14 protein-coding genes are annotated in these 15,811 nt (G+C 58.9%); 9 read left to right on the forward strand and 5 right to left on the reverse strand.

Annotated elements, in window-relative coordinates:
- The first annotated feature begins 184 nt into the window (after positions 1-184).
- The 8 genes from GE543_RS22035 to GE543_RS22070 all read left to right on the forward strand — a co-directional run bounded on the left by GE543_RS22035 (position 185) and on the right by GE543_RS22070 (position 11,045).
- Positions 185-400, forward strand: coding sequence for a DUF6124 family protein (locus GE543_RS22035; protein ID WP_046237824.1), 216 nt, complete (start codon positions 185-187; stop codon positions 398-400).
- A 110-nt stretch (positions 401-510) separates the two neighbouring features.
- A complete protein-coding gene (locus GE543_RS22040) occupies positions 511-1,521 on the forward strand; it encodes an RHS repeat-associated core domain-containing protein (protein ID WP_153222370.1) in 1,011 nt (336 codons plus the stop codon).
- 109 nt (positions 1,522-1,630) lie between these two features.
- A complete protein-coding gene (locus tag GE543_RS22045; protein WP_153222371.1) occupies positions 1,631-2,734 on the forward strand; it encodes an RHS repeat-associated core domain-containing protein in 1,104 nt (367 codons plus the stop codon).
- Positions 2,735-2,930: 196 nt separating this feature from the next.
- Positions 2,931-4,058: an RHS repeat-associated core domain-containing protein gene (locus tag GE543_RS22050; protein WP_153222372.1), complete on the forward strand. Its 1,128-nt coding sequence runs from the start codon at positions 2,931-2,933 to the stop codon at positions 4,056-4,058.
- 377 nt (positions 4,059-4,435) lie between these two features.
- The gene (locus GE543_RS22055; protein WP_153222373.1) at positions 4,436-5,503 is read left to right on the forward strand and encodes an RHS repeat-associated core domain-containing protein; all 1,068 of its coding nucleotides are present in this window, start codon (positions 4,436-4,438) and stop codon (positions 5,501-5,503) included.
- Between the two features lie 243 nt (positions 5,504-5,746).
- Entirely contained in the window at positions 5,747-6,865 is a 1,119-nt protein-coding gene (locus GE543_RS22060) for an efflux RND transporter periplasmic adaptor subunit (protein ID WP_004409144.1), read from the forward strand.
- Positions 6,862-7,947 carry an efflux RND transporter periplasmic adaptor subunit gene (locus GE543_RS22065; RefSeq protein ID WP_153222374.1) on the forward strand — a complete coding sequence of 362 codons (1,086 nt, stop codon included), beginning with the start codon at positions 6,862-6,864 and terminating at the stop codon, positions 7,945-7,947. Before GE543_RS22060 ends, GE543_RS22065 begins: the two co-directional genes overlap by 4 nt.
- On the forward strand, positions 7,944-11,045 hold the full coding sequence (locus GE543_RS22070) for an efflux RND transporter permease subunit (protein WP_153222375.1): 3,102 nt from the start codon (positions 7,944-7,946) through the stop codon (positions 11,043-11,045). Before GE543_RS22065 ends, GE543_RS22070 begins: the two co-directional genes overlap by 4 nt.
- Before the next feature lie 51 nt (positions 11,046-11,096).
- Here the strand turns inward: GE543_RS22070 and GE543_RS22075 are convergent, their stop codons facing one another.
- The 5 genes from GE543_RS22075 to GE543_RS22095 form a co-directional block, all read right to left on the reverse strand.
- A complete protein-coding gene (locus GE543_RS22075) occupies positions 11,097-11,633 on the reverse strand; it encodes a hypothetical protein (protein ID WP_153222376.1) in 537 nt (178 codons plus the stop codon).
- A 137-nt stretch (positions 11,634-11,770) separates the two neighbouring features.
- Positions 11,771-12,397 (reverse strand): bifunctional 2-polyprenyl-6-hydroxyphenol methylase/3-demethylubiquinol 3-O-methyltransferase UbiG, encoded by a 627-nt coding sequence (locus GE543_RS22080; protein ID WP_153222377.1) that lies wholly within the window; start codon positions 12,395-12,397, stop codon positions 11,771-11,773.
- Positions 12,398-12,453: 56 nt separating this feature from the next.
- Positions 12,454-13,098: a methionine ABC transporter permease gene (locus tag GE543_RS22085; protein ID WP_003403166.1), complete on the reverse strand. Its 645-nt coding sequence runs from the start codon at positions 13,096-13,098 to the stop codon at positions 12,454-12,456.
- Positions 13,088-14,218, reverse strand: a complete 1,131-nt coding sequence (locus GE543_RS22090; RefSeq protein ID WP_153222378.1) for a methionine ABC transporter ATP-binding protein — start codon at positions 14,216-14,218, stop codon at positions 13,088-13,090. The genes GE543_RS22085 and GE543_RS22090 overlap by 11 nt, the downstream gene beginning before the upstream one ends.
- Positions 14,215-15,003: a MetQ/NlpA family ABC transporter substrate-binding protein gene (locus GE543_RS22095; RefSeq protein ID WP_153222379.1), complete on the reverse strand. Its 789-nt coding sequence runs from the start codon at positions 15,001-15,003 to the stop codon at positions 14,215-14,217. The genes GE543_RS22090 and GE543_RS22095 overlap by 4 nt, the downstream gene beginning before the upstream one ends.
- A 386-nt stretch (positions 15,004-15,389) precedes the next feature.
- Between GE543_RS22095 and GE543_RS27265 the strand changes: the two genes are divergently transcribed.
- A partial coding sequence (locus tag GE543_RS27265) for a hypothetical protein (RefSeq protein WP_218571928.1) occupies positions 15,390-15,811 on the forward strand: 422 nt, incomplete at its 3' end.

Consider the following 15,811-nt stretch of genomic DNA (forward strand, 5'->3'; position numbering starts at 1 on the left):
ACCGGGTTTAGCAGCCTGTCCAGAGATACGCAGCGCAATTACCGTTTTATGGCGGCTTTGCGTGGGGCACTTTCGAGTGCGCCGGGTCTGTGTTCTCTACCGGTCTGCTAACCCGCGTCAAAGTCGCCACCCTTGTTTGTTTAGCAGCGAACATCTGATGGCCCTACTTGCAGAGGCACACATGATGATCAACTCAACCCCATCCCCGCCGCTCCCCAACTCTCTGGAAGACTCTCTGATACAGGTCAGCGAAATACTGCGCTGTGCCTCTGCCACCGCGTATGAAACCGGTGACAACCTCGATGGCCTGAAACGTGATCTGGCGTTCTCGGTGGTGCATCTGATCAATATGGCCAAGGCCGAGCTGGAGCGCTCGCTGGAATGCGTCCAGAACCCCTGACAGCCCTGATGCAACCTAGCAGTTCTACGAGTAGCCGCTGCGGTCCCTGCGGTGCATTGTGTGCTTGAAGAGGCCTGCCTCGCTGATCAAGACCACTCCGGTTACTCGCCATGCGCCAGCCAACCACATTGTGCAATTACCGCTACGACGCGCTTGACCGGCTCGCGGCTCGCACGCCTGCGGCTGGAGCCATTGCCCGTTCGTTCTATCAGTCCGATATTCTGGTCAGCGAGATTCAGGGGGCAGAACACCTTCGTTTCCTGCATCGCGACCGTCAGTTGCTGGCCATGCAGTCAGCGCTCGCCACGTTGTTGATCGGCTCGGACCAACAGCACAGCGTGCTCCACACCGTATCTGCCGGCTTGCCTGGCCCTATCGCCTACACCCCTTACGGGCATCGGCAAGCATTGAACCAGCTGCCAGGCTTCAACGGTGAGCGACCCGATCCGTCGACCGGTCATTATCTGCTGGGCAATGGTTATCGCGCCTACAACCCCGTTTTGATGCGCTTCAACAGCCCGGACAGTATGAGTCCGTTTGGCAAGGGTGGAATAAATGCCTATGCGTATTGTGCGGGGGACCCGATCAATCGATCCGATCCGAGCGGGCATGAACTCTTTGATGATGTGCAGGCGTACATCTACCTTGGCGCAGCCCTTGCTACCGGCGTTTTTGGCCTGTTGACGGCTCGTTCGTCTATAAAGGCTGTGTTAAAGGGAGTGAAGGTAAAGCCCGAAGTAAACGCTATCGATAATGTCCTCCCCAAGACACCCTTGCTCAGAAGACCGGCGAACACGGAGGAAAAACTCTTGGGATTCATTGGCGTCGGGGCGCTTACGGCCAGTGTGGCATGGACTGCAGGTTATATTACGGGAAAGTTTGAGGGTGGTTTACTGGCAGCTCGTACGCTGAGAAGCGTTGCTATAGTTGTTGGTATCCCCGTCGTCGGGTCTCGTGGCGTGATGTATTTGCGTTCCAGACTTGCAAAGCGAGCTACAAAACGAGCAGCAAAAAAAGCTGCGAAGTTGGCGCAGAGCGCCTTACCTGAGTCTAATGTCACTACATCCCGGGCTTCAAGCATTCGGAGTGGTGATTTAAATGTTGAAGAAACCCCATTTTGAACATCCTCTTCGTTCTCTGCATAAACCCGCTCGCTGACATTTCTACCAGTAGACCTGCCTCCCGACTCGGATCACGCTGAAGCCTGACCTCCATCATCAGGGAACGATAATGGCCATCCTGTGCAAGTACACCTACGACCCGCTGGACCGCTTATCCACAGTGACGCCATTGGCTCAGGCCGTCGCCAACCGGTTCTATAACGGCGAGCAACTGATGACCGAGTTACAGGGCGGCAGGCAACGAACCTGCATCCGCGCTGGCGGCCAGTTGCTCGCGCAACAGAGTCGGGAGGGCGATGAGGTCGTGACAATGATGATCGCCAGCGACCTGCACAACAGCGTGCTGCATGCCAGTGAAGACGGACACCAGGCGGACATTGCCTACTCGCCTTACGGTCACCACGACACTGCCCAGGCCCTCGATGGAATGCCCGGTTTCAACGGCGAACAGAGCGACCCTCTCACCGGCTATTACCTGCTTGGCAACGGTTATCGCGCCTACAACCCGGTGCTGATGCGCTTCAACAGCCCGGACAGCCTGAGCCCGTTTGGCAAGGGTGGCGTGAATGCGTACGCGTATTGCGCGGGAGATCCGGTCAACCGGGTTGATCCGACAGGGCATGAAAGCGCGTGGTTTTGGGTGGGTTTAGGCCTGTCGGTACTCGGTGCGCTCGGAGGGGGGGGAGGGACACTCCTATCGAAGGGGGTCAAGACGAGGATAGTCTCGGTCGTCGGCTCATTAACAGGTATTCTTGGCCTTTTTCCCACGATAGGGTCGGCGTTGACGAAAGACGCGCACCCCGAGACCAGCTCAATATTTCAATATGTGGGATTTGGCTTAGGAGTCACTTCGACAGTGTTTTGGCGGGGCTCCTTAGCTGCGAGACGAATGAGGCAAAAACGATCTGATGTTCAAGCTGGAGCAAATCGGCTCGCCGGGCGAAGAACAGTGCCTGACTCCAACCGCCAACCGCCACCGGATATTCTACGGCCGCCTGATGCGCCGCCGCCGTATAGTCCACGGCCGCCTGATGCGCCGCCAGTGTATTCACGAAGAGATCCATATCCTTTTCCCCCACACATCGCTGCAAGAGAGGCTCTTGGCGCTTCAACTGCCTCATCGATAAACTCAACAAGTGGGTTCGGCCTACCTTTACAGAGCCGCGGAAGCAACGCTGGGGCTGCTGGCAGAAGGATCAGATATTCTATTTAGTGACGTTTGTCTTGATGCCATCCAGCCTTCTGCCAGAACCTGGGCGATTTTACAGAGCCATGACACCCCATGAGCTTGTTGCCCAGGCCACCCGGACTCTCGCTTTCGGGTGACCCACTGATAGTTTTGCCAGTGGACTGTCGGCTCCAACGGGCTCACGCTAAAGCTCTGACTTCGTCATCATCAGGGAACGATAATGGCCATCCTCTGCAAGTACACCTACGACCCGCTGGACCGCGTATCCACAGTGACGCCCCTGGCCCAGGCCGTCGCCAGCCGCTTCTACAACGGCGAGCAACTGATGACCGAGTTACAGGGCGGCAGGCAACGAACCTGCATCCGCGCTGGCGGCCAGTTGCTCGCGCAACAGAGTCGGGAGGGCGATGAGGTCATGACAACGATGCTCGCCGGCGACCTGCACAACAGCGTGCTGCATGCTAGTGAAGACGGGCGCCAAGCAGACATTGCCTATACGCCGTTCGGGCATCATCAAGCCGGGCAGACGATTGCAGAACTACCCGGTTTCAACGGCGAACAGCCTGACCCGCTGACCGGCCATTACCTGCTCGGCAATGGTTATCGCGCGTACAACCCGGTATTGATGCGCTTCAACAGCCCGGACAGTATGAGTCCGTTTGGTAAGGGTGGGTTGAATGCGTATGCGTATTGTGTGGGGGATCCGGTTAATCGGGTTGATCCGACTGGGCATATTTCGATCGGTCTGTCTTTTCTATCGGGGATTTTGTTCAGTGCCGTGGGGGCGGGAGCGATAGGGGCGTCTGCTGGGCTCAAAGGATCAGACAGTGAGCTCCGCATCATACTCGCTGCAGTTGGGGTTGTCTCTTTGGTTGCCGGCGGAGGAGGGGTTGCAAGCACGATACGACAATGGCGAAAAGCAAAATCAAATTTCAAAAATATGGAAGTAATTTACATTAAAAAGTTGGGCGAGGGGCTATCATCCCCTCCGCGCGCGGCGACGCACGGTGCTAATATGCGATCTGCGTCGCCGCGCGCTGCTAATAAGAAACTTGCGTTGCCAGAGGGAAGGGGTCGTGTTAATCAAGAGTCCAACGGCGTACAAGATTTGTTTCTTAATATGGTAAACTCTGATGTGCTGGAGGTTAATGGCATTGGTTTTTACCGTAACAGGTATATGTCGCTTCGTGATCAGGGTGAGTTGTACCGTGAATTCGTGGATAACGGCCGGATGTTTTCTACGCTCAGAATGACTGATCAATTTGGACTGCAGGCTACAACTATTCGCCGGGGTCAGACACTTTATCGGAATAACTATCGAGTCACAAAGTCACCAGATGGTGCCTGAGAGTCGAAAAAATGCGTATACGTACAACTGGCAGGTTGCTAGGTGATTACGGACTGGCAGCATATAAAATTAAGCCGTCTCTCAATCAGATACGTGAGATCAATTCCAACTCAACGTCATGTCACCGAACGTGAGGAGCAACGCTGGGGCTGACGGCATGAGGATCGGACATTTTATTGAGTGAATGCCGTCTTGACGCCATCCAGCCTTCTGCCGGAACCTGGGCGATCTTACAGAGCCATGACAACCTATGAGCTTATTACCCAGGTCACCCGGACTCTTGCTTTCGGGTGCCCTACTGATAGTTTTGCCAGTGGACTGTCGGCTCCGACGGGCTCACGCTAAAGCCCTGACCTCGTCATCATCAGGGAACGATAATGGCCATCCTCTGCAAGTACACCTACGACCCGCTGGACCGTTTATCCACAGTGACGCCCCTGGCGCAGGCCGTCGCCAACCGCTTCTATAACGGCGAGCACCTGATGACCGAGTTGCACGGTGACAGGCAACGAACCTGTATCCGCGCAGGCGCACAATGGCTGGCGCAACAGAGTCGGGAGGGCGACGAGGTCATGACGACGCTGCTCGCCGGCGACCTGCACAACAGCGTGCTGCATGCTAGTGAAGACGGGCGCCAAGCAGACATTGCCTATACGCCGTTCGGGCATCATCAAGCCGGGCAGACGATTGCAGAACTACCCGGTTTCAACGGCGAACAGCCTGACCCGCTGACCGGCCATTACCTGCTAGGCAATGGTTATCGTGCCTACAACCCGGTGTTGATGCGCTTCAACAGCCCGGACAGTATGAGTCCGTTTGGTAAGGGTGGGTTGAATGTATATGCGTATTGCCTTGGCGATCCGGTTAATCGCACAGACGCTACAGGACATGAATCTTGGGATTTTTATGCAAGCTTGGCCATGGCTTTGGTGGGTGTTGCATTAGGCACTTATGCTTTTCCTAAAGTTCTTAGCGTAAAAGCATTTGGGGGGACTGTCCTTGCCACATTTGGTGCTTCTTCTGCGGCTACAGCATCTGTGCTTACGGACTATTACGATGTAGAGGGTGGCTCGGAACTGGGTTGGGTTGCTGTTGGTCTGGGCGCCTTTTCATTGGCCTCTGGTGCAATGTCCGCAAAATCTGCATTTGCTCGTGGCCGGGCTCGCGGCCCGAAAATCAGCTCCGCGAGAACACTGCCAACTCAACGCCCTGCGCAATCCGCTGCCGGGTTGCAGACTACATCCTTTATATTGCCACGAGCAAATTCATCACCATTAAGCGTCGCGCCGGCACAGTCGCCTACTATTCGTAGAACGGGCTATCCTAGATACCGAGATATAAGAAGTCATGTTCCCAAAGATTATTTTTCTGGAGTCCACAAGATGCCAACGATAGATGAAGTGCCATCGTATTCCATACGCGCGGGCGATGAATTGATGTATTAATCGATACGCTACGTCCGATTTCGGCAGTGGCGCTCAAAAGCAATCTATCTGCCGAAATTCGTACCAGCAAAGCTCAATTAAAATGCGCTGAGTCCCTTTGGGCCAATCATTCATTTGAAGGTCTTTCGTGCCCACCCACTTTCTGCCCCGTTAATGAACCCTCCCTCTCGCACACAGTCGCATACTCACGCTATTCTCTCGCCCTGATCACGCCCGCATCCGGCAGTTGCACAAGGAGTCTGCATGCCCGTTCGTATTTCAAGACTGGTTACGTTCGGTCTGGCCGCTGCATTGGCGGCGCTGGCCGGTTGTGGCGAGGAAAAACCGGCGGCGCCCGAACTGCCCAGGGTTTATGTGCAGACGGTAAAAAGTGCCGACTTCGCCGCCAGTGTCGCCCTGACCGGTGATGTTCAGGCGCGAGTGCAGACCCGTCTTTCATTCCGGGTCAATGGCAAGATCATTCAGCGTAATGTCGATGTGGGTGATCGGGTCACTGCCCGGCAGGTGCTGGCGCGGCTCGACCCTAAGGATCTGCAGGTCAACGTCGACTCGGCCGCTGCTGCTGTGGCTGCCGAGCAGGCCCGCGTGAATCAGGCCAGCGCGGCTTTCGTCCGACAACAAAAACTGTTGCCCAAGGGCTATACCAGCCGCAGCGAATATGACTCTGCACAAGCGGCGTTGCGCGGCAGTGAAAGTTCGTTGAAGGCGGCGCAGGCGCAATTGGCCAACGCCCGTGAACAACTGGGTTATACCGCACTGGTCGCTGACGCACCGGGTGTGATCACTGCGCGTCAGGCTGAGGTCGGGCAAGTGGTGCAGGCCACCATGCCGATTTTCGATCTGGCGCGCGACGGTGATCGCGATGCGGTGTTCAATGTCTATGAGTCGCTGTTCGTTCAGCCGCCAACCGATCAACCCGTACAGGTCACGTTGCTCGATAACCCGAACATCAAGGTCAGCGGCAAAGTACGCGAGGTGACCCCGGCGGTGTCGGCGCAAACCGGCACCTTGCAGGTCAAGATCGCGCTGGACCCGCTGCCTGAAGGCATGGACCTGGGCTCGGTGGTCAGCGTGGCGCTGAGCGCACCGGCCAATGCCAGTGTCGAGTTGCCTTGGGCGGCGCTGACCAAGGACCTCGGCGAACAGTTGGGCAAGCCTGCCGTGTGGGTGGTGGATGAACAGGGCAAGGTCAATCTGCGCAAGGTCACCGTCACCCGTTACCTGACCGCCAAAGTCATCATTGGCGACGGGCTCAAGAGTGGAGAGAAAGTCGTGGTGGCAGGCGGACAGTTGCTACACCCGGACATGCAGGTCGAAATTGCCGAACAGCCCAAACAGCAGAATGCACAGGTGCAGCCATGAAGCGTCCGTCATGCCTGTCGCTGGGCAGCCTGCTGTTGAGCGGCGTTTTATTGAGTGGCTGTGGCAAGGATGAAACACCTCCCGAACCGGTGCGTCCCGTGGTGTTCGTCGAGGCCAAGCCTGAGTCGAATCAGGATTTCGGGCGCTTTGCCGGCAATATCCAGGCGCGTTATCAAAGTGTGCTGGGCTTTCGTGTCGCGGGGCGCATCGCCCGGCGCGACGTTGACGTCGGCGCTGAAGTCAGGAAAGGCGATTTGCTGGCAACCCTCGATCCGACCGATCAGCAGAACGCCGTGCGTGCCCGGCAGGGCGACCTGGCCAATGTTCAGGCGCAATACATCAACGCCCAGGCCAATGCTCGCCGTCAGCAGGAGCTGTTCGATCGCGGCGTCGGTGCCCAAGCGCAACTGGACATCGCCCTGACCGACCTGAAGACCGCCAGCTCGTCGCAGGAACAGGCCAAAGCCGCGGCTCAACAGGCCCGCGACCAATTGAGTTACAGCGAGCTGCGCAGTGATCACGATGCAGTGGTTACCGAGTGGAAAGTCGAAGCCGGACAGGTGGTGACAGCCGGTCAGGAAGTCGTGACCCTGGCGCGGCCGGACATCAAGGAAGCGGTGATCGACCTGCCCGACACACTGGCCGACCAGTTACCGTCCGACGTGGTCTTCACCGTCGCCAGTCAGCTGAATCCGGAAGTGAACACCACCGCTACCATTCGCGAGATCGAGCCCCAGGCCGACCGCACGACACGTACGCGCCGTGCGCGTCTGTCGCTGGCGCAGACGCCAGCGGCGTTCCGCCTGGGCACGGCGATCAGCGTGACGCTCAGCTCGACCATCACGCCGCGCATGCGTCTGCCGGTCAATGCCCTGCAGGAAGTCGATGGCAAACGCCAGGTCTGGATCGTCGACTCGCAGAGCCAGACGGTGAACCCCAGAACGGTGACGATTGCCAGCCGTGACAGCGACTCCTTCGTGCTGACCGATGGCGTCAAAGCGGGTGAAAAAGTGGTGAGCGCGGGCGTCAATAGCCTCAAGCCGGGCCAGAAAGTCAAAGTCGATGAGGAAAGCCCGCGATGAAAGGGAATTTCAATTTATCCGAGTGGGCCATCAAGCATCAGTCGTTCGTCTGGTACCTGATGTTCGTCGCGCTGTTGATGGGCGTGTTTTCCTACATGAAGCTGGGCCGCGAGGAAGACCCGTCCTTCACTATCAAGACCATGATTATCCAGACCCGCTGGCCGGGCGCGACGGTGGACGAGACCCTCGAGCAGGTCACCGATCGCATCGAGAAGAAGCTCGAAGAGCTGGACTCGCTGGACTACGTGAAGAGCTATACCCGACCGGGTGAGTCCACAGTCTTCGTGTACCTGCGTGACACCACCAGTGCCAAGGCGATACCGGAAATCTGGTATCAGGTGCGCAAGAAAGTCGATGACATCCGTGGGCAGTTTCCGCAGGGGCTGCAAGGCCCGTCGTTCAACGACGAGTTCGGCGATGTGTACGGTTCGATCTATGCGTTTACCGCAGACGGTTTCTCGATGCGTCAGTTGCGGGACTACGTCGAGAAGGTTCGCGCCGACATCCGCGACGTGCCCGGCCTGGGCAAAGTCGAGATGATCGGTCAGCAGGACGAAGTGGTGTACCTGAACTTCTCGACACGCAAACTCGCGGCATTGGGCATCGACCAGAGCCAGGTGGTGCAAAGCCTGCAATCGCAGAACGCGGTGACGCCTGCCGGGGTGATCGAAGCCGGGCCGGAGCGGATCTCGGTGCGTACCTCCGGGCAGTTCGCTTCCGAGAAGGACCTGGCTGCGGTCAATCTGCGCATCAATGATCGCTTTTACCGTCTGAGCGACATTGCTGACATCACCCGTGGCTACACCGATCCGCCCAAGCCGCTGTTCCGCTTCGATGGCAAACCGGCGATCGGCCTGGCCATCGCGATGCAGAAGGGCGGCAATATCCAGTCGTTCGGCAAGGCGCTGCATGCACAGATGGATGCTACGACGGCGGAGCTGCCAGTCGGCATTGGCGTGCATAAGGTCTCGGATCAGGCCGAGGTGGTGAACAAGGCCGTGGGCGGCTTCACCAGCGCGTTGTTCGAGGCGGTGATTATCGTGCTGTTGGTCAGCTTCGTCAGCCTCGGGTTTCGTGCAGGTTTGGTGGTCGCGTGTTCGATTCCGCTGGTACTGGCGATGGTGTTTGTGTTCATGGAATACAGCGGCATCACCATGCAACGGATTTCCCTCGGCGCGCTGATCATCGCCCTCGGCCTGCTGGTGGATGACGCCATGATTACCGTGGAAATGATGGTCACACGGCTGGAAATGGGCGAGTCCAAGGAGCAGGCCGCGACGTACGCCTACACCTCGACAGCGTTCCCGATGCTTACCGGTACGCTGGTGACCGTGGCCGGCTTTGTGCCGATCGGTCTGAACAACAGCTCGGCGGGGGAGTACACCTTCACGCTGTTTGCGGTCATTGCCGTGGCGATGCTGGTGTCGTGGGTGGTTGCCGTTCTGTTTGCGCCGGTGATCGGCGTGCATATTCTGAGCGCCAACATCAAGCCCAAATCTGAAGAGCCGGGTCGCATCGGCCGGGCATTCAACGGCAGCATGCTCTGGGCCATGCGTCATCGCTGGCTGGCGATTGCCATCACGGTCGGGTTGTTCGCCGCGTCGCTGTTCTCCATGCAGTTCGTGCAGAACCAGTTCTTCCCGTCTTCGGACCGCCCAGAAATTCTGGTCGACCTGAACCTGCCGCAGAACGCCTCGATCAACGAGACGCGCAAGGTAGTGGATCGTTTTGAAGCGAGCCTCAAGGACGATCCGGACATCGAGCGCTGGAGCACCTACATCGGCCAGGGCGCGTTGCGTTTCTACCTGCCGCTCGATCAGCAGCTGGAAAATCCGTTCTACGCCCAGCTGGTCATTGTCAGCAAAGGCCTGGAAGAGCGTGGCGCGTTGACTGCCCGTCTGCAAAAGCGCCTGCGTGAAGACTTCGTCGGCATCGGATCATACGTGCAGGCGCTGGAAATGGGCCCGCCGGTGGGGCGTCCGTTGCAGTATCGCGTCAGCGGCGAGAACATCGACAAGGTGCGCCAGCACGCCATCGAGCTGGCCACGCTGCTCGATCACAACCCGCATGTGGGCGAAGTGATCTACGACTGGAACGAGCCGGGCAAGGTCCTGCGCATCGACATCAACCAGGACAAGGCCCGGCAGTTGGGCCTGTCGTCGGAAGACGTCGCCAAGCTGATGAACAGCGTGGTCAGCGGTTCTACCGTGACCCAGGTGCGCGACGATATCTATCTGATCAATGTGATCGGGCGTGCCGAAGATGCCGAGCGCGGCACACCGGAAACCCTGCAGAACCTGCAAATTGTGACACCGACCGGCACGTCGATCCCGCTGCTGGCGTTTGCCACGGTCGGTTACGAGCTGGAGCAGCCATTGGTCTGGCGCCGCGATCGCAAGCCGACCATCACGGTGAAAGGCGCCGTCCGCGACGCCATTCAGCCGACTGATCTGGTCAAGCAACTGCAACCGGAAATCGACAAGTTCGCCGCAGGTCTGCCGGTCGGCTACAAGGTTGCAACCGGCGGTACGGTCGAAGAAAGCAGCAAGGCACAGGGGCCGATTGCCAGCGTTGCGCCGCTGATGTTGTTTCTCATGGCGACGTTCCTGATGATTCAGTTGCACAGCATTCAGAAGATGTTTCTGGTGGCCAGTGTCGCGCCTCTGGGGCTTATCGGTGTGGTGCTGGCGCTGATCCCGACGGGGACGCCCTTGGGGTTCGTGGCGATTCTCGGGGTGCTGGCGCTGATCGGCATCATCATCCGCAACTCGGTGATTCTGGTGACCCAGATCGATGCCTATGAAAAAAGCGGTTATCTGCCGTGGGACGCCGTGGTCGAAGCCACCGAGCATCGCCGTCGTCCGATCCTGTTGACGGCGGCCGCGGCCAGCCTGGGCATGATTCCAATCGCCCGTGAGGTGTTCTGGGGGCCGATGGCCTACGCCATGATCGGCGGCATCATCATCGCCACGCTGCTGACCTTGCTGTTCCTGCCCGCGTTGTACGTGGCCTGGTATCGCATCAAGGAACCGACCGACGAACAGCGTCGCGAAGCGGCTGACAAGGATGAAGGGGAGCACGCGCGGCCGGCGCATTGAGGTCGGCGTGCCCTGCGCCTGTGACACGGGGCAGGGCTGCTGACACGGCAATCAATCGGTCTGGTCTGAGTCTTTGGCGTCGATCATGGTCAGGCTGAGGTTTGCGAACCGTACAGGGCCGAACTGTGAAGCCAGCCTTGAGTGTGAGTTTGAGTTTGAGTTTGAGTTTGAGTTTGAGTTTGAGAGCGAGAAGCGGAACGTGTTCGAAGGCGCCGATAGATTCACAAAGCATTTTTCAAGCGCTTCTTCGAACGTAATCTCGCCAGAAAAATGTTCCCACTCCTTAGTGGCGAGGCCAATGATCGGTGTCAGATTCAGCGCGCCCTCTTTGTTGTAACCTCCCACGGCTATGACAAAGAGCGCCTCGTCTATTTTCACGTCTGCGCTATGCACATCGAACTCGATACGCAGGGTAGAGTCAGGCAGCTCATTGATAAATTGGCTTACGGTCACTTCAGTAGCATCCAGTTTGATGCTCTGCCCATCGCCTGCGGGCCAAGGCTTGAAGTCTGGATCAAAGCCCTCAGGTGCTGCCCAGTACTTGAGACCGTCGCTGAAGTTGCCGTTTTTCAAGAATTCGGTCGCCATGATCAGTTCCTTTGATCGGTTCAAATGGATTCCCTTGCCAGCCGTCTGCGCAGACGGCCGCAAGTCCATCCTAAGGCGCGTGAGTGTTGGCCGATACTGTCAGAACTGACAGCACACCGACTGCACAGCGCCGCACATCACTGCCGCCGCCAGACACTCGCCAGCCACGGTTGCTGTTCCCTCGGCAAGCCGGCGGGGCGGTAGTAATGTTCCCGTTCGACAAAGCCGGCTTCGGTCAGCAATTCGCGCCATGATTCCAGGTCGTGATACGCGCCGTAACGCTCGCCGTTCCAGCCTTCCTGATTCTCACCGCGGGGGTTGGAGCTGAACAGCACGCCGCCCGGCTTGAGCGTGGCATGCAGCTGACGCAGGACGCGTGGCAGCTCCTGTTTGGGGATGTGGAACAACACTGCATTGGCGAAGAGGCCATCGAAGCGGCCTTGCGGCAGGTCGAGTTCGAGGAAGTTTTGCTGCAGCACTTCGCAACCGGTCTCGGCACGGGCCATCTCGGCGAAACGTTCGGAGCCATCGAGCCCGACCGCCACATGGCCCATCGCGGTAAACGTTTTCAGGTCGCGGCCCGGCCCGCAGCCGAAGTCGAGAATCTGCCAGGGTGCCGGTCCTTCTATATGCCGCAGCAGGGCGTCGATATTCTGGCTGACGTCGTGGTCGCGGGTGCCTTCGCGGAAGTCGTCGGCCACGCTGTTGTAATTGCCGAGGGTCGCGGCGGTGATCTGCGCAAGGGTTTGTGGGTCGAGTTTCATCAAGGGCGGTCCGGTAAAGGAAGACCGCCAATATACCCTCGCTGCGTTGCGGCTGCTCAGCGCCGGTCGAAGCTGCGTGCCAATCGGTCACCACCCAGTTGTACCAGCGCGACGACCGCAACCAGCAAGACGATCACCGTCAGCATCACCTGCGTGTCGAAGCGCTGATAGCCATAGCGATAGGCAATATCGCCCAATCCGCCTGCACCGATGGCCCCGGCCATGGCCGATGAGTTGATCATGGTCACCAGGGTAATGGTGAAGCCACCGACGATACCGGGGCGCGCTTCCGGCAGCAGCACATGCCAGATGATGTGCCAGCGCCGACAGCCCATCGCTTGCGCCGCCTCGACCAGACCATGATCGACCTCGCGCAGGCTCACTTCGGCGATCCGCGCAAAGAACGGCGTGGCGGCAATGGTCAGCGGCACGACGGCTGCCCATACGCCATAAGTGGTACCGACGATCATCCGCGTGAACGGAATCAGCGCGACCATCAGGATCAGGAACGGAATCGAGCGAAACAGGTTCACGAAGCCGCCCAGCACGCGGTTGATCCCCGGCGCTGCGTAGATGCCGCCTTTGGAACTGGTCACCAGAATCACTGCCAGCGGAATGCCCAGCAGCAGTGCGATCAATGACGACACACCGACCATCAGGAACGTGTCGAGGGTGCCTTGCAGCAAGCGATCAACCCACATAACCCAATACCTCCGTGCGTGGCGCCAGTGTGCGGGCGCGTGCCAGTAGCTCGTCCCGGCTGTGCGGCGAGCCGGCAACCGACAGAATGAGATGCCCGATGGCGCGCTCCTGAATCCGCTCGACGCCGCCCTGCAGCAATTGCACCTTGCCGCCCAGCGCGGCAAACAGCGCGGCCAGATCCGGCCCTTCGTCACTGACACCGGTAAAATGCACGTCCAGCAGCAGGGCCGCATCGGGTCGTTGCGGCTGATCGCTCAGGCGCTCGGCCCACTCTTTCGGCAGCCCGGTTTGCAGGGGCGCCAGCAAGGTTTTGCTGACCTCGTGCTGCGGGTCGCCAAACACCTGCCATACCGGCCCCTGCTCGACGATTCGCCCCTGTTCCAGCACCACGACGCGGTGGCAGATATCACGGATCACCGCCATTTCATGGGTGATCAGCACGATGGTCAGGCCCAGGCGCTGGTTGATCTCGCGCAGCAGGCCGAGGATCGACTGGGTGGTTTCCGGGTCCAGCGCTGAAGTGGCTTCGTCGCACAACAGAATCGCCGGGTCGTGCACCAGTGCGCGGGCGATGCCGACGCGCTGTTTCTGCCCGCCGGACAGTTGCGCGGGGTACGCCTTGTGCTTGTCCTGTAAACCCACCAGTTCCAGCAACTGGGCGACCTTGCGCGCGCGTTGCGCCTTGGGCACGCCGGCGACCTTGAGCGGCAGTTCGACGTTCTGCCAGACGGTCTTGGCCGACATCAGGTTGAAGTGCTGGAAGATCATGCCGATGCGTCGGCGCAGCTGCACCAGCTTGTCTTCGTCGAACTCGCCGATGTCCACCTGATCGATCAGTACGCGACCGCTGCTCGGTTGTTCAAGGCGGTTGATGGTGCGGATCAACGAGGATTTGCCTGCGCCGCTGCGGCCGATAATGCCGAAGATCTCGCCGCGCTGGACGGCCAGATCGATATTGCCCAGCGCCTCCACCGGGCCTTGCTTGCCGTGATAGGTCTTGCCCAGGTTGATGAAGCGCACATGCGCGCGATTCAGCTCCGGGTGCAGCTCGGCCTGTTGCGCCCGTTGACCTGCGCCTGCTGTGTCGAGTGGCCGTTGGCGTTGCGCGGTCGCAGTCATTCTTTCCACCCGGCCTGGTAAAGCTTGCCGTTGACCTTGTCCAGTGAGGCGCGGACGACCGGCGAGTGTTGGTAAATATCGACGAATTTCGCCAGCCGTGGGTCATCCTTGTGATCAGGCTTGATCACGAACTGAATCACGTATTCCGGGTGGTCCAGACCGTCGAAGAGGATCGCCGAGTCAGCGGGAAAAGTCTTGGCCAGACGGATGTAGGCGGGGTAGCCCTGCACCAGATCGGCATCATCGTAGGCTCGCACCAGTTGCACGGCTTCGACCTGGATGAGCTTGAGTTTTTTCGGGTTGGCCGTGATGTCTTCTTCGGTGGCCTTGTAACCAACACCTTCCTTGAGCGTGATCAGCCCGGCCTTGGCCAGCAGTTGCAGGCCGCGCCCGCTGTTGATCGGGTCATTGGCGATGGCGACTGTGGCGCCGGTCGGCAGCTCATCGAAGCTTTTGTACTTTTTCGAGTACAGGCCTACGTTGTTGATGATCCCCGGTGCGTAAGGCACCAGGCCGAAGCCGGCGGCTTCGTTGGCGTTGGTCAGGAACGGGATGTGCTGAAAGTAGTTCACGTCGATATCGCCGGCAGCGAGGCTGACGTTGGGCGCGATCCAGTCGGTGAACTCGACCAGCTCGACCTTCAGGCCCTGCTTGCCGGCCTCTTCGACAGCGGCTTCGAGCGGTATCGCGAAGGCTGCCGTGGTGCCGACTTTCAGGGGTTTATCGTCAGCGTAGGCGTTCAGGGTCAGAAGGCCTAAGGCCAGTGCAGCGAGGGTTTTGCTCATGATGCGGTCCTTTTAAAAATCCCTAAGTCTCGTCCCCACGCCTTGTGCTTATTGCTCCCACAAGACCTGTGTACAACGCCAAGCGCTTCAGCGTTGGGGCGCATGTCGTCATCAAATATGTCGGTGTGCCGCCTCCGGTAGCGCATCGGTCCTGTGGGAGCTTGCTCGCGAAGAGGCCAGTGCAGACACAAAAAACAGGGCGTCTGGACAATCGCTTTCGCGAGCAAGCTCGCTCCCACAAGATTTGTGTACAACGCCAAGCGCTTCAGCGTGGGGGCGCATGTCGTCATCAAATACGGCGGTGTGCCGTCCCCGGCAGCACATCGGTCCTGTGGGAGCGAGCTCGCTCGCGAATAGGCCAGTGCAGACACAAAAAACAGGGCGTCTTGACAATCGCTTTCGCGAGCAAGCTCGCTCCCACAAGACTTGTGTACAACGCCAAGCGCTTCAGCGTTGGGGCGCATGTCTTCATCAAATATGTCGGTGTGCCGCCCCCGGCGGCACATCGGTCCTGTGGGAGCGAGCTTGCTCGCGAAGAGGCCAGTGCAGACACAAAAAACAGGGCGTCTGGACAATCGCTTTCGCGAGCAAGCTCGCTCCCACAAGATTTGTGTAACAACGCCAAGCGCTTCAGCGTTGGGGCGCATGTCTTCATCAAATATGTCGGCGTGCCGCCCCCGGCAGCGCATCGGTCCTGTGGGAGCTTGCTCGCGAAGAGGCCAGTGCAGACACAAAAAACAGGTCGTCTGGACAATCGCTTTCGCGAGCAAGCTCCCACAAAGCCTGCGTACAACGCCAAGCGCTTCAG

Origin of the sequence: Pseudomonas sp. SZ57 (assembly GCF_009495975.1) — a bacterium.
Lineage (GTDB): Bacteria > Pseudomonadota > Gammaproteobacteria > Pseudomonadales > Pseudomonadaceae > Aquipseudomonas > Aquipseudomonas syringae.

Coding starts and splice junctions, on each gene's coding strand:
- GE543_RS22075 (WP_153222376.1), bottom strand. CDS start 11,633: ATGGCGACCGAATTCTTGAAAAACGGCAACTTCAGCGACGGTCTCAAG.
- GE543_RS22035 (WP_046237824.1), top strand. CDS start 185: ATGATCAACTCAACCCCATCCCCGCCGCTCCCCAACTCTCTGGAAGAC.
- GE543_RS22045 (WP_153222371.1), top strand. CDS start 1,631: ATGGCCATCCTGTGCAAGTACACCTACGACCCGCTGGACCGCTTATCC.
- GE543_RS22040 (WP_153222370.1), top strand. CDS start 511: ATGCGCCAGCCAACCACATTGTGCAATTACCGCTACGACGCGCTTGAC.
- GE543_RS22065 (WP_153222374.1), top strand. CDS start 6,862: ATGAAGCGTCCGTCATGCCTGTCGCTGGGCAGCCTGCTGTTGAGCGGC.
- GE543_RS22080 (WP_153222377.1), bottom strand. CDS start 12,397: ATGAAACTCGACCCACAAACCCTTGCGCAGATCACCGCCGCGACCCTC.
- GE543_RS22055 (WP_153222373.1), top strand. CDS start 4,436: ATGGCCATCCTCTGCAAGTACACCTACGACCCGCTGGACCGTTTATCC.
- GE543_RS22085 (WP_003403166.1), bottom strand. CDS start 13,098: ATGTGGGTTGATCGCTTGCTGCAAGGCACCCTCGACACGTTCCTGATG.
- GE543_RS22050 (WP_153222372.1), top strand. CDS start 2,931: ATGGCCATCCTCTGCAAGTACACCTACGACCCGCTGGACCGCGTATCC.
- GE543_RS22095 (WP_153222379.1), bottom strand. CDS start 15,003: ATGAGCAAAACCCTCGCTGCACTGGCCTTAGGCCTTCTGACCCTGAAC.
- GE543_RS22060 (WP_004409144.1), top strand. CDS start 5,747: ATGCCCGTTCGTATTTCAAGACTGGTTACGTTCGGTCTGGCCGCTGCA.
- GE543_RS22070 (WP_153222375.1), top strand. CDS start 7,944: ATGAAAGGGAATTTCAATTTATCCGAGTGGGCCATCAAGCATCAGTCG.
- GE543_RS22090 (WP_153222378.1), bottom strand. CDS start 14,218: ATGACTGCGACCGCGCAACGCCAACGGCCACTCGACACAGCAGGCGCA.